Source organism: Treponema sp. (assembly GCF_024696245.1).
In the GTDB taxonomy this organism is placed as follows: Bacteria; Spirochaetota; Spirochaetia; order Treponematales; family Treponemataceae; genus Treponema_D.
Genome location: NZ_JAILGZ010000092.1, coordinates 1 through 20279, shown reverse-complemented (window position 1 = coordinate 20279; position 20279 = coordinate 1). Strand labels below are relative to the sequence as shown.

The following is a 20279-nucleotide window of genomic DNA, read 5'->3' as shown; positions in this document are numbered from 1 at the left end:
TCTGACAAATATGCATCAGGAGTTTTCTGGGCCTCTGTTCCAGGAGCAATTGTACTTCTTGCCGTAGTAGTCCTTGTTTATTCATTTGTATATGATAAATTCATTATTATAAAGAAAGTGGAGGAATAAATGCTTTTTTCCATAATTTTCTATACATTGCTGTCTTCTGCTGTATTTATTTACGGAATTGGACTTTCAAGACTTACATTTTATTCTCAGAGTCCAAGATTATATTTTATAAAACTTTTTAAGATGCTGTGTACTGTCAGTGCCACCTCATCTTTGTCTTATTTATTTTCAGTTTATCTGCTTGGAAAAAATAATCTTCAGGATATGTTTCCATTTATCTCGGTATTAATTCTTCTTACAATCTCTGCCTTTATCGAAACAATATTAAGGTTAAGTACAAGAACAAGTACAGCTGAATATGCCCTTTCTTTCCTTTCAATAATTCTGGCTATGGGTGAAAGCAATTCTTTAAGTGAATGCGTAATAATTTCCTGTGCCTGCGTACTTTCTTTCTTTATTCTTGTTCCTGTTATTAATACAATCAGAAAAAGGGCAGCTGCAACCGGTAAAAATCCAATGGATATTTTTATTGTTCTTATTACCTTTGCCATTATTATGATTACAAGTTTATGGTGGAACACTTCATGGCTGAACAGTGAGGTATTTAAATGATTGTTTCTATTTTATTTTTGTTTTTATTTTTAATAGTTATCAGTGCCCTCTTGTTTTTTATTTTTCTTTTCCTCATACCTTCTTTAAAAGCCCAGAATATAAATACATCTTCCCTTGTATTTTCAAGACTTGAAGAAAACGTTCTTTCTACAATTCAGGAAACACCTGCAGAAAAAGCAAAAAAAGTTGCCATCATAAAAAGTGAAGAGGGCAAAGCTGCTGATTTTACATATTCAGGAATTAAAGACTGTTGGATTTACTTTAAAAGTTTTGAAAAGGGTGGTATTTATAAAAATAATTGTATTGGTTTTGGCAGCTGCATAAAAAGCTGTACAAGAAATGCAATTCAGCTGGTAAACAATAATGCCAGAATTACAGCCTTTTGTGATGGTTGTGGAGAATGTTTGTCATCCTGTCCTAAAAAACTTATAACTTTAATGGAAAGACAAAAAAAATCAGAAGAATCACTTCAGGACAAAGGAAAGCTCTTTAAATTGATGAAGAAATGGTATAGAATTCTAAGACAGGATAAAGCATAAAGTAATGGCCCTTAATTATTGTATACAGATTTCTTCTGAAGAAGCTTGTTACCAGGACGTTCAGACAATTGAAAAAGCTTATCAGCAGAACTTCAAAACAGCAGTAAGTTTTCTCTATTCTCATCCTTCTTTTCCGGTAACCTTATCTGTTAACGGGGTTGTATTAAGCTGGATAAAAAAAACTCATCCGGAAGTAATCGAAGTATTAAGGGAACTTTTAGTAAGAAAACAAATTGAACTTTTAGGCGGTGGTTATTATTCTCCAGTTTTTCCCCTTCTTTTTCCTGTAGACAGAAGCGGTCAGATAGAAAAGCTTACAACTACTTTACGGGAAATTACAGGTAAACGTCCTACAGGTATTTCTATTTTTTATGATATTTGGGATCCTTCCTTAATTTCTACCTTTCAGTCCTGCGGAATGGAATATATAATTCTGGACAGTACTTTAATTCCTTCAAATAAATCATCCTATCTGCCTTTAATTGTCAGTGAACAGGGCAGGTCCCTTAAAGTAATTTCTTCTTATAAAAATCTTTTACCTCTGGAAAATGAAAGTGGGGAAGATTACGTAAAAAGACTTGCTGTTACAGATAAAAATTCTTCTAATCAAATAGCCGTTCTTCCTTTTAAATTCTCAGACTTTGTTAAGTTTATAAAAAGTGACGCAGGAAAGTATCTGACAGCTTTGCTGGATAAGGAAGACCAGACAGATGTTCTTTTTACACTGCCTGCAGTTTACTTAAAAAAGGCAACTTCCTTTATACGTTCCTACATTCCTGCAGGAATGAATTTTGAAGCAGCTCAGTGGGCTAAAAAAGCTTTTGTTAAAAGTGAAAATAAATCCCGTTTTCCAATAACCATTCACGATTATCTTAATACCTATACAGAAAATAAGAAACTCTGTGACCGTATGATGTTTATAAGCATGCTTATTTCTCAGTGTCATGGAGGAGATAAGGTTAGAAAACATGCAGCCAGTGACAAATTATGGCAGGCTCAAAGCGGCTATAACTTTATAAACGTTCCTTCAGGAAGTCCTGCAATAGCAGAACAAAGACAGAATGCCTATAAAAATCTTAATGAAGCAGAACTTTTAATCCGGCAGTGTAAAAATCAGCCTTTCCAGGAATCCTTTACTTCTTATGACTATAACACAGACGGTCTTAATGAATATCTCTTCCAGATGGAAAATCTTAATGCTGTAATTGACAGAAAAGGTGGTATTGTAGAAGAACTTGATTCTATAGTTTCCTTTTATAATTATGCAGCAAGCCTTTCCCGCCTGGAAAACTTTGATGGATGCCGTGATTTTTATAACAGAGGTCTTTTTGTTGAACACCTTCTTGATGATAACGATTTTGAAACATACATAAAGGAAAAGAAAACAACTTCCCAGGTCTTCAGCCAGACTCTCTTTGAAGAAAAAAAGATTGATACTAAAAGATTCTATCTTTTACTTGAAGGCAAGGGTATCTATTCATCATTAAAAATGCCTGTGTCCCTGCGTAAAAGCTTTACCGTAACTTCCAGCGGCTTTATGGTTCAGTACATACTTAAAAATGAAAGTCCGCTTTCATTAAAAGGCAATTTTGTATCAGAACTTAACTTTACTCAGACAAATTTTGCTTTATCAGACAACGAACTTCAGTATACCCTTGAACTTCTTGAAAAGGGTGGTACTAAGAAAGAAAGTGTAAACGATTGTATCTGTCTTAAAAAAGAAAATATTTCAAACATACTTGTTAAGGATAAAAAAAGCGGTCTTTGCTTTGTTATTGAACCAAATGAAGAATGTAATGCTTCTTCTGCAATAATTGATTTCTCAAGACCAACTGATAATGATCAGGAATGCAAAAAAACATCCCGAACCCTTGTAACATCCCTTTACTGGAATGTAGACCTTGGTCCGGGAATGGAAATGGAAAAAAATATCAATCTTAGCGTAATAAGCGTAAAAAAGAATAAAAAATAAAAATTAACGCCCTGAAATCTTTTTTAAAAGAACCCTGTGCCACCAGGCCCTGAATCTTTCTGCAAGACAGTAAAGTTTATACCAGTTATTTTTTAAAACATAGTCGTAACTGCCTGGTCTGTGAATGATATCTCCACCAAAACCGGTCTTAAACAGATACAGTCCGTGCATTGGATGATCAGGATCATCACTTGGAGGCATACCATAAAAATCATAGCTTGGACAGCCATATTTTTTTGCATCACAAATAGCAGTCCACTGTAAAAGGTAAGCCGGCATTAGATTTCTTTTTATATTACCGCTTGCTCCATAAAGATAAACAGCTTCCCCCTGACAAAAAAGGGTAATAATTCCTGCAAGATAATCATTTTCATGTCTGGCAAGATAAAGTTTTACAGAAGGATTGTTTTTATCTTCTGCGCTTTTCTTTAAAAGGTCAATATAATACTTTTTACCATGAAAGCTTACCCCATCACGACGGGAAGTTGTTTCAAAGAGGGAATAAAAAATATCAAAATACTTTTCAAAATCACTGTGGCCGGCGTCATAACATTCAGTTACCACACCTTTTTTAGAAGCAAGCCTTACATTGTAACGCCATTTGTTTTTCATGCCTGCCATAATTTCTTCTTCTGATTTACTCAGATCAAGAACAGTGGTATCAGGCGGCTGTACAGCAATTTTACTGTGCTTAAGAGCCTTACATCCTGCTTTTTTACACAGGGCAGGGGAAGCTTTTATAAATTTATCCCTTTCTTCAGTATCAGAAAAATCAACAGGAAAATCATATCTGATACACAGGGTATTTTCCGGAAGTAAAGCTTTAATTTTCTGAGAGAGAAGATTTACATTGTTAAAAAATGCAAGGTCATTTTCTAAAGAATGACTGCCAATATATTCAGGTGCCATTGGAACATAGGCAATGGAAAATTTCTTTACTTTTAATGAAAACTCTCTTGTCATTAAAGAAATGTGAGAGTTCCCATCATCAAAGTAAATAGGGTTCCAGCCATGCTGTCCCTTAAAATCGCACCAGAATTTTTCCTGAAGAAATCTTTTTTTCTGCATGGCAGTATCAGTTGACCTCAGAGTCTACAGTATAAACAGTTGTAATTTCCTTACCATCAGCAAGAAGTTTGACATTGTCAATTTTTACAACCTTGTTGCAGACTTTTATCTGTACCTTAAAGAAATCATCAGCAGATATTTCTTCAGGTTTTACAGCATTTACATCACTGCCTTCAAGTACAATTTTAGTACCAGGTTTTGCCCATGAAACATCAAGTGGTTCAACCCTGTCCTTACCATTTTCATCTTTATAATCAGCTGCAAGAAGCATACCGTGGCTTTCTATTCCACGCATTTTTCTTGGAGCAAGATTAGCAGCAAGAACAATTGTTTTTCCAAGAAGTTCTTCGCTCTTAAGATATGGCCTTAATCCAGACTGAATGATTCTTTCTTTTCCACTTCCATCATCAAGAGTTTCCACATAAAGTTTATCACTGTCAGGATTGTTTTCAATCTTAATAATTTTAGCAGCTACAAGTTCAATATTTTTGTTAAAGAACTCTGCCTGATTTTCTGCTAATACAGGCTCAGCTTTTGGAGCAGCTTTTTTTTCTGCCTTCTTATTCTTTTTTTCTTCCCTTGCTTTCTGAGAACCTGAGAACTTTTCCTTAAAGGCATCTGCAGTTTTCTGATCAAGAGGTGTAAAGAATACAGCAGGATTAGTAACAGTAGAAAGGCCTTCTGTCTTTCCAAGATCGCTCCAGTTTAATCCACCGGCAACAGGATTTTCACCAAATTTAGGTTCACTGATTGTCTTTCCAAAATAAGAAAGAATTGTTTCTGTAAACTGAGGCATATATGGATGAGCCATAATCATAAGGTCTTTTATCATATAGCAGAGATTATGAATAAGCTTTGCTGCTGCTTCAGGATTTTCTGTACGTGTCTTCCATGGTTCACCATCCTGGAAAGCTTTATTTCCTATATCAGAAATTGCAAAAATTTCATGAAGGGCATCTTTAAGGTCTGCCCATTCAAGACTTTCTGTAATTTTAGCTTCATGTTCACGGATTTTTGTCCATAATTCTTCATCAACAGGAGCTTCCGGAATCTTTGAATCATAATAGCGGGAAACAAAGAGAAGGGTACGGTTTACAAGATTTCCCAGGTTTCCAATAAGTTCTCCATTATACTTTTCCCTGAAATCCTTCCATGTAAACTGGTAATCCTGTTTTTCCGGACGATTGTAGAAAATATAGAATCTCCATGCATCAGCTTTAATTCCTGTTTCAATTGCATCAGTTCCAAAAACACCTACACCACGGCTCTTTGAAAACTTTCCTGATTCATAATTAAGATATTCAGTAGATGACATGTGATAAAGTTTAGTCCAGTCATGGTTTGAACCAAGAAGAGTACATGGGAAAATAACTGTATGGAAAGGAATATTATCCTTACCGATAAACTGAAAGAGTTTAACGTCATCTTTTCCTTCTGCTTCCTTACTTTCTGAAGGAAGCCACCAGCTCTTCCAGTCAAAGGATGGCTTGCTCTGCTCAATAAGTTCGTCTGCAAGCTGCTTTGTAATGGACATATATCCGATTGGAGCATTAAACCATACGTAGAATACTTTATTTTCGTATCCATCTTTTGGAACAGGAATACCCCATTTTAAATCACGGGTAATGGCACGTTCATTTAAACCATCCCTGATCCAGGCTTTTGTTATATTTATTGCATTATCAGACCATTTACCATCAACACTGGCTTTTTTCATCCATGAATCAAGACGTCCGCTGATAGAAGGAAGATCTATATAAAGATGTTTTGTTTCCTTTACAATTGGAGTAGAGCCACAGGTTGCACATTTAGGTTCCTTTAATTCTACAGGATCAAGAAGGGAACCACAGTCATCACACTGATCACCTCTTGCTTTAGTTGAACCGCATTTAGGACAAATTCCATGTACATAGCGGTCAGCAAGGAACATTTTACAGTTAGGACAGTAAAGCTGACTGTTTGTATGCTCCTTTATAAAACCATTTGAATCCAGATCTTTAAAAAGCATCTGTGTAATTTCAGTACATTCGTCATTTGAAGTTCTTCCGAATTTATCGAAATTAATATGGAACCAGTCATAAATCTTTGTATGCTCACCATAATAATAATCACAAAGTTCACGGGGAGTTTTCTTCATTTCGATAGCACGGGTTTCTGTAGCTGTTCCGTATTCGTCAGTTCCACAGACATACATAGTGTCATATTCACGGCTGCGGCAAAATCTTGCAAAAACATCTGCACTAAGCATCTGAATAAGATTACCCAGGTGAGGAATATTATTAACGTAAGGTAATGCGGAAGTTACAAGTCTTCTCTTTTTCATTTTTTTTCTCCAGTCCTATTTTTTAATAAATTTAATAAAGTCAGGTAAAATTTTAATTTAATTTTTCCTTTACCTCTTTTACAACTTCGCGCATAAGTGAGCCGCTACCTTTTTTAAGGACCAAAGCCTTACCATTTTTAATTACTACAGTAAGACCTTCAACTCCGCAAAGTGCAACAGGTATATCAGAATAAACAAAATTGTCTTTTGATTCAACTTCTACAGTATTTTCGTTTTTATCAAAAAGTTTTTCAAAGGCATCCCAGCTGCCTACATCATCCCAGCCAAAATCAGCACTTACAACTACAGCTTTAGAAGTTCTTTCTGCAATGGCATTATCAACAGCAATAGACTTTACGCCTTTATATGCTTCTTCCATAGCCTTCCACTGAGAAATATATTTAATACCATTCATGTTTTCTTCTAAAGGAAGATTATTTTCCGTAAAATCAGTAAAGGCATTTGCTACATCAGGTTCACAAAGAGCCATTTCATTTTCAAAAAAGTCTGCAGTAAAGCCAAACATTCCGCTGTTCCAGCAGTATTTTCCTGATGCAAGGTAGGATTTAGCAGTTTCAAGGTCAGGTTTTTCCTTAAACTGTTCAATTTTGTATACATCTTCAGAAAGATTTTGCAATTCTTTCATAGACTGACCCATTTTTATATAACCATAGCCGGTGGATGGTTCCGTAGGTTTAATGGCAAAACAAACAAAATTGCCTTTTTCTGCTGCTTCTGCGGCTTTTTTTGAATCAGCAACAAATTTTTCTACAGGGCTGATAATATGATCACTGGCAAGTACAAGAATATTATGTGTAAAAGAAGGGTCACTTAATTTCAAATATTTAGATGCAAGAAGAAGAGGTGCTGCTGTGTGGCGGGCACAAGGTTCAGCTATAATAATAAGATCCTTACAAATCTTTTCCCACTGTGCTTCATTTACAAACTTCTTAAGTCCGGCACACTGAAGGGTCATTTCTTTTAAAATATCCTGACGGGTAAGGATAAGAATCTTTCCTGCAGGAGAAACTGCAAGTGAACGTACTACTGCACTTTGCAGAAAAGACATTCCATTCTGAAGGGAAAGAAACTGTTTAGGAAAGTCAGCTTTAGAAGCAGGCCAGAGTCTTTCTCCAAAACCTCCTGCAAGAATCACAATATCAGTAAAATTAGAAGCCATGATATTCTCCAGAAAAATTTAATATTTAAACTCTGTCCAGACAGAATTTACAAAAAGTCTTGATTCTGTTAATAAAAGAAGTTTCTACACGATCACCGATAAATGGAATTTTTGGGGCATCAACAGCACCTGCGCCATAAACAATCCAGTCATCTCCGTCTCTAAAGGCAATAATAACAGATTTCTGTTCACCTGGAGAAACGCAGTCAATCTTATCCTTATATCTGAGTTGATTAAGGTTTGTAGAAACAAAATAAAATGAATCTTCAGTACGTTCAATCTTCATTTCTGTCTTAATGATACCAAAAGGACTCATTTTAAGATTTGCAGTAACTGTTCTTACACCGTTTTCAGTAACATCAGAAAGCAGTTCTGCTGATGAATAAAGGTCAAAATAACGTTCGTGTTCTTCTGACCAGTAGGGAATTCCAACATAGGAATCAAGGTCTGTAATTATTTCTTCCATAATTTCCGGCAGGTCTTCATAATCATCATAAGAAAATTTCTGAACGGCTTCTGCCATATAAGAAGGATCCAGGTCTTTCATTACAGATATGGCTCTTTTACAAAGGGGATTTGAATCTGTAATGCACATATTCTTTACTTTACCAGTGTTTTTAAGCAGTGTTTTACCGCTTTCGATTGTCTTTTTTTCAGAAGAAGTAAGTTTGGAATTAAAAGGTGATGCACTTATTAAAGCAGCACTTAATATAAATATAGAAAATACAACTGTCTTTTTCATAGTCATTCCTCCATTATAATTGTAATCTTTATTTGTGTAAACAAAGGTAATGATGTATAATTACAATATAAATGAAAAATTTAAAAAGAGGTAAACTATGGCTATTTCAGCATATATCAAAGAAACCATGAGCAATAAAAGTGCCGGTGTAATCAGAAAAATGTTTGAAGAAGGACTTAAGCTCAAAGCCCAGTATGGAGAAGACAAAGTATTTGACTTTAGTCTTGGAAATCCAGACCTTGATCCACCTGCAAAAGTAATCGAAACAATAAAAAAATGTGCAGAAGACACATCCAGGAATATTCACGGTTACATGCCTAATGCCGGATATCCTGAATGCAGGGCAGCAATGGCACGTAAAACTTCCATGGAGCAGGGAGTAGATATTCCGGGAGACTGTGTAGTAATGGCAGTAGGTGCTGCAGGAGCCCTTAACTCTTTGTTTAAGGCTATTCTTAATCCAGGAGACAATGTTATTGTTCCGGCCCCATTTTTTACAGAATATCGTCATTATGTTAAAAACTACGGCGGTTCCCTTATAGAAGTGCCGGCTGCAGAAGATTTTTCCATTGATGTAGAAGCAATCAGCAGATCCCTTAATGAAAAAACAGCTGCAGTTCTTATTAATTTACCTAACAATCCAACAGGAAGAGTTTATTCAGAAGAAAATATTAAGGCATTATGTGCAGTTCTTGAAGAACATGGTAAAAAATGCGGCAGAAAGCCTTATCTTATTCTTGATGAACCATACAGGGCAATTGTTTACGATAATGTAAAAGTTCCTGCAGCTTTTCCTCTCTATGATTCAAGTGTTGTTGTTACATCTTTTGCAAAGAATCTCAGTCTTCCAGGAGAGCGTCTTGGTTATGTATGTGTAAATCCAGCATGTCCGGACAAGGCAGATCTTATTGCAGCTGTAATTTTCTGTACCCGTGTACTTGGCTTTGTAAACGCACCAGCTTTATTCCAGAGAGTTGTTGCTCAGAGTTATGATGCACCATGCGATTATTCCCTTTACAAAAAGCGCCGTGATGAACTTATGGAAATCCTTGATGAAGCCGGAATCCAGCACCTTGTACCGGAAGGAGCTTTTTATATGTGGTGCAAGGCTCCTGATTATTTTAAGGGTGATGATATGGCATTCTGCGATTACCTTAAAAAATACATGATTCTTGGTGCTCCTGGCTCAAGTTTTGGTGGACCAGGCTGGCTCAGACTGGCTTACTGTGTAAGTGAAAAAACAATTCTTAACAGTAAGGATGCATTTGTTCAGGCAATGAAAGATCTCAAAAAATAGAACTCTTGTTTTCATAGGGTTAAGGAGTGTAGTTATATGAAAATTCTTATGGTTACCGCAGAAGCAGTTCCTTTTGCAAAGACAGGCGGTCTTGCAGATATGGTAAGTGCCCTTTCAATTCAGCTTGCAAAAGAAGGTCATGATGTAAAAATTGTTATGCCAAGATACTATAAAATTGACAGAAAAAAACTTGAACTCCTTCCAGGCCCTATGGCTATTGCAGCAGGTAACGAAGAAACCTGGTCTGCCGTATACAAGACAAAAATGCCTGGTGAAGAAAGAGTTGAAGTTTATTTTATAGACCATGAACAATGCTACGGAAGGGACGGCATTTATGGAGTTGCAGGAGAAACTGACTTTCATGACAATCCATACCGTTTTGCTGTCCTTAATCATGGTGCCTTTCAATTATGCAGAAAACTTGGCTGGTATCCGGATATAATTCATGCTCATGACTGGTCTACAGCCCTTGCTCCAGTCCTTTTAAAAAATGTCTGCCGTTACTGTGGTTTTGAAAATACAGCCTCTGTTCTTACAATTCATAACCAGGGATATCAGGGAGTATACGGAAAAGAAAAGTTCCCGGCTTTAGGTATAGACTGGGGACTTTATTATGGTGCGGGTTTTGAACACAATGGTGCCATAAACTTTCTTCAGGCAGGGGTTTCCTGTGCAGATATGATTACAACAGTATCTCCTACCTATGCCAAAGAAATTCAAACTGCAGAAGGCGGCTTTGGAATGGATGGTCTTTTAAGAGTCAGAAGCGATGTTATTAAAGGTATTCTTAACGGAGCAGACTTAAGACAATGGAATCCAGAAATCGATAAAAAAATACCGTTTAATTACAGTGCAAAAGATTTAAGCGGAAAGGCTAAATGTAAGGCAGAACTTCAGAAACGCATGGGTCTTGAAGTAAATCCTGATATTCCTCTTATCGGAATTGTAACAAGACTTGTAGACCAGAAAGGTATTGCAGAAGTTTTTGCCCCAACTTATGGTTCAATTTACAATATCTGTGCCAATATGAAAGTTCAGTTTGCAATTCTTGGTAGTGGAGAAGCCTGGTGTGAAAGGGAAATTAATTCACTTCAGGCTAAACTTCCAAATTTAAGGGCTTATATCGGCTATGACGATGCCTTAAGTCACCTTATTGAAGCTGGAAGTGACTTCTTCCTTATGCCGTCCCGTTATGAACCATGCGGATTAAATCAGATATATTCCATGCTTTACGGAACCCTTCCAATTGTAAGAAGAACAGGAGGTCTTGCAGATACAGTTGATAATTACAATGAAAAAACCGGTGAAGGAACAGGTTTTGTATTTGATCAGCTGACTCCAGGCGCTGTTTATGACACAACAGGATGGGCTGTATGGGCTTATTACAATAAAAAAGACCATATTAAGAAGATGCAGCTTGCCGGAATGAAAAAAACATTCGGATGGGATGAAGCTTCTGCAAAATATCTTCAGGTTTATAAAGAAGCCCTGGCCAGAGGATGTAACAGATTTTAAGGTTTAATAAAAATAAAAAAATGAGGTGGTCTTAATAAAAGTTCCACCTCATTTTTTTTAAGAAATAAATTAAAAATATCTGTGATTGTAAAAAATTATTACCTTTCGTACCAGCTGTTATCCACAGTAAGATACCAGTCAGTTTCTGCGGCCTGAGAAGTTGTTGTATACCAGGAAATACTTCCGTTTCTGTTAAGAACTGCAATGCGGCTGCCAATACGTTCAACCTTTAATGGAAGACTTGAAGATCTTCTGTAAAGCATATTTTTTCTGCTTTCTACATTGCAGGCATAAACCTGATTTTTTCCAAGATTAGTATAAATTACAGGAGTATATAAAACCGTAAAGGCAGAATTGTCTTCATCAGCAAGTCTGAGAAGATCCTGTGTTTTTCCAGAATCAATATCCAGTGAAAATACCTTTGATGTAGAAGAACCGCTGGAATTAATTACGATTCCATACAAATAATCAGGATTTTCATAATCATAACTAAGAGAGAAAACAACATTTCCTTCAAAATTTACAGGCGCAGTTTCTTTTGTAGATGTATTTACGCTTATAAGACAGGAATCACTTTCACTTACAGCAGATTTTGCAACATACATTGTACCGTCTGCCAGTATAACTGCATCCTGAACTGAAATACCAGTGTAGACAATTGAATTTCTTTTTGTAGCAAAGTCATAAAGGCCTGCATATTTATTTCCGGCAACATATACAAGTTTATCCTGACAGATTCTTAAATTATTAATCTCTGCTTTTGGAGTAAAAAGAAGTTTAGCAACAGAATTTTCAACAGAAAGATCCATTATCTGAACATTTTTACGTGAATCTTTTGTCCACAAAATTACTGAGCTTCCGTAGTGAAGAAGGTTTTCATAACCTGAATTACGTCCAACACTTGTAATTGTCATAGTATCAAAAGAAGATTTATAAATAGTATCTCCTGTCAGCATGTAAAAATCTTCACCGTCATTGGAAATGTCATAAATCCTTCTGTACATTTTTTCTGTAATAGCTTCCAGAGTGAACATTTCACTTTCCGGAATGTCACTTACAGTATAAATATTACCGCTGGCTGTACCAAGTATGATTTTACTTGAGTCTTTTCCAACACTTGTAAATGAATCCTTATTCCTTAAGGAAGTGAAGGTCTTAATTACAGAAGAAGATGGAGTTTTTGCATTTGAATCCCTTTTCTGAAGTGCCCTTGAATAAGCAAGAAGCTCCGTACTTTTAATAATTTTAATTGAATTGTTTCTTCCGGCAGAAGTTATAAAATAAAGTCCCTCTGAATCTTCATCAGCATCACTGGCACATAAAAGTGGAGCTGAAGCAGACTGCTGTAAAAGTTTTTTTCCGGAAGCTGCGTCATAAACACTTATAAGATTTCCCCTTACACCGGCAAAGAAACGGCTGTTACCAAAAAGACTTATCTGTTCAAGCTGATTATCAACTGAATATTTTTTGAAAACTCCAAGATTTTCCAGGTCATAATAATAAAGATAGCCTGATGACGAATAAAGCAGTGCTGTTTTTTCTGACGGGCCTGATTTTGCAAAAGTTATGATTCCGGAAATATCAGACGGCTGTTTTTTTGTTACACCGGTTTTAGCATCAAGAATAAACATGCCATTTACTGTAGTTGTTCCTACAAATAAATAGTTACCGCCTTCAGAAAAAGAAATCATGCTTACGGCACTGGAATATCTTTTTGTATATCTGCGGGAAAATGATTTTGAATCCAGAACGCTTACCCTGAAGGTAGAAACACCGTCTGTTTCATAAACTGCAATATCATTAGTTACAGGGTTTCTGATAATTTTCTGAATCTGAAGGTCTGTAATCTGGTACTGTTCACCAATACCATCTACAGAATCCCATTTAATTACAAAGCCATCTTTTCCTGCTGAATAAAATGTTCCATCAGGATAATTTTTTGAATCAAAAGAGAAAATGGATGTAACTGCACCTTCATGAGACTGTGTAGAAATAAATGGCTGTGCCCACACAAGAAGGGGGCTTAATAAAAAAATTGAAATAAGAAGTTTTCTAAATGTCTTCATTTTTAATCCTCATTTATTGAAAAAAAACATAAAATCACAGAAAAATGCAAAAAGCATCAGCATTACTAATATAACAATTCCACCGTATTGAATATACAGTAAAACTTTAGGTTTTATTTTACGTCTGCTAATCCATTCTATTAATGCAAAAAGAATCAGTCCACCATCTAAAACTGGAAGAGGAAGAATATTAGTAAAAAACAGGGAAATACTGATAATAGCCAGAATCTGCAGGGTAGAAACAGTTCCTATTGAAAATCCTTCCTTATATCCTCTTTTTACAGTATCACCCATTATAGAAGATATACGGACAGGACCAGACAAGGCCTTGGTATAATTAATTCCCTTAAAAAGTAAACCAAAACTTTTAAACGTCCAGGAAGCAATATTCCAGGTTTCGCCTGCACCCATTATAAGAGCCTGACAAGGAGAAGATGCTCCGTAATGATTTTTTTTAAGGGAATCACTGTCACTTATAATTCCAATTTTACCGGCTCCAGTATCCTTATCAAGAAGTACGTGAACGTTATAAGTTAATTTTTCTTCATTTCTTAAGACTTCAACACTTATATCTTCATCAGAATGAAAAGCTATGTATTCAGCAATCTGAGAAAAATCTTCAACCTTTTTTCCATTCAAAGAGAGAATTACATCACCACTTTCAAGACCGGCTTCGTGGGCTGTAGATCTTATGTTTTCATATTTTTCATCAGCCATGGTAACTTTTGTTCCGGCTGTATAATAATCATAACCGATACCTGCAATCGCAGTAAAAAATAAAAAGCCCAGTAAAAGATTAACAAATGGACCTGCAAAAGCAATTAAAAGTCTCTTAAAAGGATGACAGCCATAAAATGTAGATTTATCATTGCTTATAACAGGAGAACCGCTTTCTAAAGCATCCTTAAAATCATTTTCACCCTTCATGGCACAATAACCGCCAAAAGGTAATAAGGACAGTCTGTAATCAACAGATCCTATTTTTTTATGAACTAAAACAGGCCCCATTCCTATGGAAAAGGCCTCAACATCTACCTTGCATAGACGGGCAGCAATAAAATGACCGCCTTCATGAAAAAAAACAAGTATACCAAGTGCAATTAATCCTATTACTATGGTCATGCCTGCTTACTCCGGATAAGTTTCTTTAATATTTCAGATGCACATTCCCTTGCTTTTTTATCAGCACTATAAACTTTTTCAAGTGTATCAGGAATTTCAGACCAGTCATTGTTAACTGTAAGCCGGACAACTTCTGCTATATCAAGAAAAGAACATTTCTTATTTATAAAGGCGTGAACAGCTACTTCATTTGCAGCATTAAAGGCTACTGTATATTCAGCACCTTTTTCTGCACATTCATAGGCTATGGCAAGAAGGGGAAAATCATCCATTCTTGGCTTAAAAAAAGTCATTTCGTGGTCAGCAAGATCAAAAGGTTCAAGGTAAGTCTCTTCATATTCAGGCCAGACAAGGGCACCATAAATCGGATGCCTCATATCAGGATCGGAAATCTGAGCGTATAAAACACCATCATTTGTACGTACAAGGGAATGAATGAGACTCTGGGGATGTACAACAACTTTTACTTTATCAGGGCTAAAATCAAAAAGTCTGACTGCTTCAATAACTTCAAGACCTTTATTAGCCAGACTGGCACTATCAATAGTAATCTTTGGTCCCATATTCCAGGTAGGGTGGTTTAGAGCCTGTTCAACAGTAACATTTTCTAGTTCTTTTCTTGAAAAATTACGGAAAGGACCACCAGAAGCTGTGATTACTATCTGGCTTATATTTTTAACACCGATTTTTTGTGTAAGATTGAATATAGCAGAATGCTCACTGTCTACAGGAAGAATTCTTGCGTTGTTATCTTCTGCAATTTTTTTTACAAGGGGCCAGGCCATTACAACAGTTTCTTTATTAGCAAGGGCAAGGTCTATTTTATTCTGAAGAACAAGAACAGAAGGTTCAAGACCAGCAGCTCCTGCAATTCCGTTAACAGCAATATCTGCCCCTGTATTTTTTATAAGCTTTTCAATTCCTGAAATTCCCTCTTTACTAAAAAGACTTCCCTGACAATTAAACTCAGCACATAAGTCTTTAAGGGCATTTTCATTGGAACCACAGCTTAAACCGCAGATTTCAAACTTTTCAGGAAAATGTCTTGCTATATCCAGTGTTTGAGAACCAATTGATCCTGTACAACCTAAAACAAGAACTCTTTTTTTCATTAGAAAGAAAATCCGTAAAATACTTTAATTAAATAATAGAAAACAGGAGCTGACATTAAAAGTGAATCAAAAGAATCAAGCACGCCACCTCTTCCAGGTATAATGGCACCGGAATCTTTTACACCTGCAGACCTTTTGAATACAGATTCAGTAAGGTCTCCGGTAATAGATGTAATGGAAATTACGGCACCTGTCACAATAATCTTAACGATGCTTCCTGTAAAAATTTCCGGCCAGATAAAACGTACAAGAATACCTGCTCCAATTGAACCTGCAATTCCTCCAAAGAAACCTATAAGACTCTTATTAGGACTTGCCTTTACAATACCACGGTTATTTTTACCAAAAAGAACACCAAAGAACCAGGCAAAACTGTCACAGAAATAAACCATAAGGAGGAAAGCAACAATTACCTGGTTTGAAATATCTGAATTTCCCATTCTTGCTATTGAAAAACGGGAAATATATGTCATAAGGAAACCACTGTAAAAAATTATAAATGAAGAGGAAGCCATTCTTACAAGGGAATCACCAAAATCTTCTACAGTAAATACTTCATAAGCCAGAAGAAGTATTACTTCTATTACAAAAACAATTACGATTATTTCTGAAGTCATAAAAGTAACATCTGAAAAACAAGGTAAAACCCCTGCAAGTGCTGCTGTAAATGGTAAAAGGCTGTTGAAAAAAATAATTAACTTTTTTGATATTAAAGAAGTCTTTTTAAGAAAAATATTACATAATTCATTACAAACAAAAAGGGAAGATAAAATCAAAAAAATATGCAATGGAAGGTGATTTAAGTAATTCAGAAAAACAAGGCATAACATTAAAGGTATACCAATAAAGAATATGCCTAATCTTGAAATAACTTTACTCATATTAAACTGCTCCAAATCGTCGGGTTCTCTTTTGAAACTCTTTTATATGTCCGACAAATTCATTTTCCTTATAATCTGGCCATAGTGTATCACAAAAAATCAATTCTGCATATGCTGCATGCCACAACATAAAATTACTAAGACGTTTTTCACCACCAGTTCTAATAAGGAGATCCATGTCTGGAAGTTCAGGAAAATCAAAATTCTGAGAAATAGTTGATTCCTGAATATCTTCTGCCTTTACGGAAGAGGACACAATTTTACGTACCGAACGAATAATTTCATCTCTGCCACCATAATTAATGGCAAGATTAATTGTTGTACCGGTAAAACTTTCGGTCTCTTTTTCACACTCAAGAATATCCTGTTGAATGCTTTTTGGTAATCCGGAGATATCTCCAATCAGTTTTACTCGGATTTTATTTTCTTTATAAAAATTCAGTTCACCAAGAAGATGACCATGAATAAGATTCATTAAAAAACCAACTTCCTGCTGGGTTCTTTTCCAGTTTTCAGTTGAAAACACATAAAGAGTCAGATACTTAATTTTAAGATCACTGGCTGCCTTAGCAATTTCTTTAGCACGTTTCAAGCCTTCTGAATGACCATTAGTCCTGATACAGCCTCTCTGTTTAGCCCAGCGACCATTCCCGTCCATAATGATACCAACATGAACAGGAACGTTTTCCTGATTTTCCAATGAATCTTTCACAGTTTTATTCCATGATTTCTTTTTCTTTTGCTTCGTAAACTTTATTTATTTCGTCAATATATTTGTCTGTAAGCTTCTGAAGTTTATCAGTTTCTGTTTTAAGCTGATCTTCTGTAAGTTCACCGGCTTTCTGCTGCTTTTTGAGTTCATCGTTACCATCACGACGGATATTGCGGATAGTTGTACGATAGTTTTCAGCAGTATTTTTTGCCTGTTTTACAAGTTCCTTTCTTCTGTCTGCTGTAAGTGGCGGAATTGAAATTCTGATAACTTTTCCGTCATTAGAAGGGTTAAGACCAAGTTCTGCCTTCTGAATTGCCTTTTCAATTTCTGAAATAAGAGATTTATCAAATGGAGAAACAACAACCATACGAGCTTCAGGAATTGAAATTGTTCCAACCTGATTAAGCGGGGTAGGTGTTCCATAATAATCTACGCGAACTTTATCAAAAATAGATGCACTTGCTCTACCTGTACGGATAGTATTGTATTCATCTTTAAGTGCGTTAACAGTTTTTTCCATGCGGCTTTCATTATCTGCCATACCGATTCCTCCTTTAAAATTACACAGGTAATTCGTTTAAAAAGAAAGACGATCTGCCTGATGGCAGACCGCCATTATTTCAGATGAAATTATTTTCCAAGAATAAGAAGTTCAACCTGACCAAATTCAAGTTTAGCTCCAACTTCCTTTCCAACTTCATCAAGTTTAGCTGTTACAGATTTTTTATCATCTTTAACGAACATCTGGTCAACAAAGCAGATTTCAGCAAGGTGCTTGTTGATTTTTCCCTGAAGGATTCCAGCACGAACGTTTTCTGGTTTAGAAGCCATTTTTTCGTCCTGAGCCATCTGAGCTTCAAAGATTTCTTTCTGTTCATCGATGTAAGACTGTGGAACATCTTCTTTCTTAATGTAAGCTGGTGTAAATGCAGAAAGGTGCATACAACAGTCACGTGCAAATTCCTTAACTTTGTCATCAGTTGAACCCTTAACGATTGTTACGGCACCTGATTTGAAGTCAGAATGTACATAAATACCAGCAACGGCATTTTCTGGAACTTCAACTACGATTACTTTTGAAAGTGACATGTTTTCACGTGTACGTGTAGCAAACTCAAGAAGAATATCGTTAAGTTCTTTTTCTACTTTTGTATAGCCTTTAGCAAATACTTCATCAAGAATCTTTTCACCACTAGAAACAAATTCTGCATTGTTAGCAACAAAGTCTGTTTCACAAACAAGTTCAACAACTGCAATTTTGTTTCCAACCTGACGAACGAAAATACGTCCTTCAGAAGTAGCTCTTTCTGCACGTTTTGCAACAGCAGCAAGACCTTTTTCCTTAAGGAGTTTTGCAGCTGCGTCAAAATCGCCGTTTGTATCTGCAAGAGCTTTCTTACAATCCAACATACCTGCGCCAGTAGCTTCACGCAGTTCTTTTACCATAGTAGCAGTTACAGCCATTTATATCTCCAGATATTTTATTATTTAGAATATTTGTCTTCGTCAACAAATTCCTGTTCATCTCTCTTATCAGCTTCAAGATCTTCTTCTTTTGTTTCTGTAGGAGTGTAGTTAGAATAGTCAACGATTTCTTCATCTTCGCTCTTTGTAGAAGCATCTGTACGTACATCATCTTCATCACCAAGAGTTTCGATAATCTTAAGACCCTGTTCATTATCAGCTTCAATTACTGCATTAGCAATGATTGAAGTAAAGAGGCTGATAGCGCGGATTGCGTCATCATTACCAGGAATAGGGTAGTCAATACCTTCTGGGTTACAGTTAGTATCAACGATAGCTACGATAGGGATACCCATGCGGCGAGCTTCTGCTACAGCAATCTGTTCCTTGTGAGTATCGATAATAAAGATAGCACCTGGAAGGTCCTTCATATCTTTCATACCACCGTAGTTCTTTGTAAGCTTTTCTTTTTCTTTAAGAAGGTTAGCAACTTCTTTCTTTGTAAGGTTATTGAAAGTTCCGTCAACTTCCATTTTTTCGATTTTCTTAAGACGGAGAAGTGATTTTTTGATTGTAGAGAAGTTTGTAAGTGTACCACCAAGCCAGCGGTTATTTACATAGAACATTCCACAGCGTTCAGCTTCTTTTGCAATAGCCTGCTGTGCCTGTTTTTTAGTTCCAACAAAAAGAACTGATTTGCCAGAAGCGGCAACTTTGCGGATAACTTCATAGCTGTCTTTAATAGCTGTGATTGTTTTCTGCAAATCAATAATGTGAATTCCATTGCGAGAAGCAAAAATGTACTTCTTCATACGTGGATCCCAACGCTTTACCTGATGTCCGAAGTGTACTCCAGACTCAAGAAGACTCTTCATGGTTACTACTGCCATGATCAACTCCTTCACCGGAAGATTATCTTTCTGAAAACTTTATTCAGACCAGATTCTTCCACCTGACCTTAATTCTCGTAACTGCTAAGCAGTCCGGATGATTTCGTAGTACTGAGATGACTTACAGTCATTTTTATTCAGCACCCGGCATTCCTAAAAAAAGGAATAATTATGCTCGCGTAATATATCATACAATTCAAAGAGAGGCAAGCCCATAACACAGCTGTCCGTTCCTTCAATTTTTTCAATAAAAAGGGAAGCCTTACCCTGAATTTTATATGCACCGGCAGCACCCTGCCATTCACCTGTAGAAAGATACCATTCAATTTCTTCTTTATTCATTGGTGCAAACTTTACGTTACATACAGCTTTCCTGATACTTAATTTTTCTGTATGAATATTATAAAGGGCAAGGGAAGTCACAGCCTGATGAGTTTTCCCCTGAAGCAGGGCTATATATTCAGCAGCCTTTGTCCGGTCTGCCGGCTTACCTAAAACCTGATTATTAAAACAAATAACCGTATCTGCTGCCAGAATAAGGTTTTCTCTGAGCTGATTCTTATATTTCTCATAAACTGCAAGGGCTTTATTTTTTGCAATCCAGCTGCTTACATCCATAACATTAATATCAGCTGGATTGCAAAAAATAAAGCTCTTGCAGTTTATGAGAAATATAAGAATCAGCTCAGAGAAAAACTTATTCTGGCAGCAG

The 20279-nt window shown here is 36.1% G+C and carries 18 protein-coding genes; 5 read left to right on the top strand and 13 right to left on the bottom strand.

Annotated features, from left to right (window positions below; all coding sequences use genetic code 11):
• Positions 1 to 129 precede the first annotated feature (129 nt).
• The 3 genes from K6D58_RS06735 to K6D58_RS06725 are packed head-to-tail and all read left to right on the top strand — an operon-like array spanning position 130 to position 3192.
• A complete protein-coding gene (locus K6D58_RS06735; RefSeq protein ID WP_296828881.1) occupies positions 130 to 681 on the top strand; it encodes a hypothetical protein in 552 nt (183 codons plus the stop codon).
• Positions 678 to 1220, top strand: a complete 543-nt coding sequence (locus tag K6D58_RS06730; RefSeq protein WP_296828878.1) for an RnfABCDGE type electron transport complex subunit B — start codon at positions 678 to 680, stop codon at positions 1218 to 1220. Before K6D58_RS06735 ends, K6D58_RS06730 begins: the two co-directional genes overlap by 4 nt.
• A 4-nt stretch (positions 1221 to 1224) precedes the next feature.
• Positions 1225 to 3192 carry an alpha-amylase/4-alpha-glucanotransferase domain-containing protein gene (locus K6D58_RS06725; RefSeq protein ID WP_296828877.1) on the top strand — a complete coding sequence of 656 codons (1968 nt, stop codon included), beginning with the start codon at positions 1225 to 1227 and terminating at the stop codon, positions 3190 to 3192.
• 3 nt (positions 3193 to 3195) lie between these two features.
• Here K6D58_RS06725 and K6D58_RS06720 read toward each other — a convergent pair whose 3' ends face one another.
• Genes K6D58_RS06720 through K6D58_RS06705 form a run of 4 tightly spaced genes read right to left on the bottom strand, consistent with a single transcriptional unit; the run spans position 3196 to position 8505 of the window.
• Positions 3196 to 4260, bottom strand: coding sequence for a lipid II:glycine glycyltransferase FemX (locus K6D58_RS06720; RefSeq protein ID WP_296828875.1), 1065 nt, complete (start codon positions 4258 to 4260; stop codon positions 3196 to 3198).
• 7 nt (positions 4261 to 4267) lie between these two features.
• Positions 4268 to 6583, bottom strand: a complete 2316-nt coding sequence (metG, locus tag K6D58_RS06715) for a methionine--tRNA ligase (protein WP_296828873.1) — start codon at positions 6581 to 6583, stop codon at positions 4268 to 4270.
• Between the two features lie 52 nt (positions 6584 to 6635).
• On the bottom strand, positions 6636 to 7763 hold the full coding sequence (locus K6D58_RS06710) for a mannose-1-phosphate guanylyltransferase (RefSeq protein ID WP_296828871.1): 1128 nt from the start codon (positions 7761 to 7763) through the stop codon (positions 6636 to 6638).
• A gap of 25 nt (positions 7764 to 7788) precedes the next feature.
• Positions 7789 to 8505: a DUF6675 family protein gene (locus K6D58_RS06705; RefSeq protein WP_296828869.1), complete on the bottom strand. Its 717-nt coding sequence runs from the start codon at positions 8503 to 8505 to the stop codon at positions 7789 to 7791.
• Between the two features lie 97 nt (positions 8506 to 8602).
• On the opposite strand from K6D58_RS06705, the gene K6D58_RS06700 reads away from it, so the two are divergent.
• Positions 8603 to 9802 carry a pyridoxal phosphate-dependent aminotransferase gene (locus K6D58_RS06700; protein ID WP_296828867.1) on the top strand — a complete coding sequence of 400 codons (1200 nt, stop codon included), beginning with the start codon at positions 8603 to 8605 and terminating at the stop codon, positions 9800 to 9802.
• Positions 9803 to 9838: 36 nt separating this feature from the next.
• The gene (locus K6D58_RS06695; RefSeq protein ID WP_296828865.1) at positions 9839 to 11317 is read left to right on the top strand and encodes a glycogen synthase; all 1479 of its coding nucleotides are present in this window, start codon (positions 9839 to 9841) and stop codon (positions 11315 to 11317) included.
• Between the two features lie 98 nt (positions 11318 to 11415).
• Here K6D58_RS06695 and K6D58_RS06690 read toward each other — a convergent pair whose 3' ends face one another.
• The 9 genes from K6D58_RS06690 to K6D58_RS06650 form a co-directional block, all read right to left on the bottom strand.
• Entirely contained in the window at positions 11416 to 13383 is a 1968-nt protein-coding gene (locus K6D58_RS06690; RefSeq protein WP_296828863.1) for a WD40 repeat domain-containing protein, read from the bottom strand.
• Positions 13384 to 13392: 9 nt separating this feature from the next.
• Positions 13393 to 14505 carry a M50 family metallopeptidase gene (locus tag K6D58_RS06685; RefSeq protein ID WP_296828861.1) on the bottom strand — a complete coding sequence of 371 codons (1113 nt, stop codon included), beginning with the start codon at positions 14503 to 14505 and terminating at the stop codon, positions 13393 to 13395.
• A complete protein-coding gene (gene dxr, locus K6D58_RS06680; RefSeq protein ID WP_296828859.1) occupies positions 14502 to 15617 on the bottom strand; it encodes a 1-deoxy-D-xylulose-5-phosphate reductoisomerase in 1116 nt (371 codons plus the stop codon). The genes K6D58_RS06685 and dxr overlap by 4 nt, the downstream gene beginning before the upstream one ends.
• Positions 15617 to 16498 carry a phosphatidate cytidylyltransferase gene (locus K6D58_RS06675; protein WP_296828857.1) on the bottom strand — a complete coding sequence of 294 codons (882 nt, stop codon included), beginning with the start codon at positions 16496 to 16498 and terminating at the stop codon, positions 15617 to 15619. The genes dxr and K6D58_RS06675 overlap by 1 nt, the downstream gene beginning before the upstream one ends.
• 1 nt (position 16499) lies before the next feature.
• Entirely contained in the window at positions 16500 to 17156 is a 657-nt protein-coding gene (gene uppS / locus K6D58_RS06670; protein WP_486389757.1) for a polyprenyl diphosphate synthase, read from the bottom strand.
• Between the two features lie 58 nt (positions 17157 to 17214).
• Positions 17215 to 17754: a ribosome recycling factor gene (frr, locus tag K6D58_RS06665; RefSeq protein ID WP_296828853.1), complete on the bottom strand. Its 540-nt coding sequence runs from the start codon at positions 17752 to 17754 to the stop codon at positions 17215 to 17217.
• Positions 17755 to 17843: 89 nt separating this feature from the next.
• Positions 17844 to 18677 carry a translation elongation factor Ts gene (gene tsf / locus K6D58_RS06660; protein WP_296828852.1) on the bottom strand — a complete coding sequence of 278 codons (834 nt, stop codon included), beginning with the start codon at positions 18675 to 18677 and terminating at the stop codon, positions 17844 to 17846.
• A gap of 20 nt (positions 18678 to 18697) precedes the next feature.
• Complete coding sequence (rpsB, locus tag K6D58_RS06655) at positions 18698 to 19567, bottom strand: 30S ribosomal protein S2 (protein ID WP_296828850.1); 870 nt, start codon at positions 19565 to 19567, stop codon at positions 18698 to 18700.
• Between the two features lie 153 nt (positions 19568 to 19720).
• Positions 19721 to 20279: Maf family protein (locus K6D58_RS06650; protein ID WP_296828848.1), on the bottom strand; the 559-nt coding region annotated here is incomplete at its 5' end.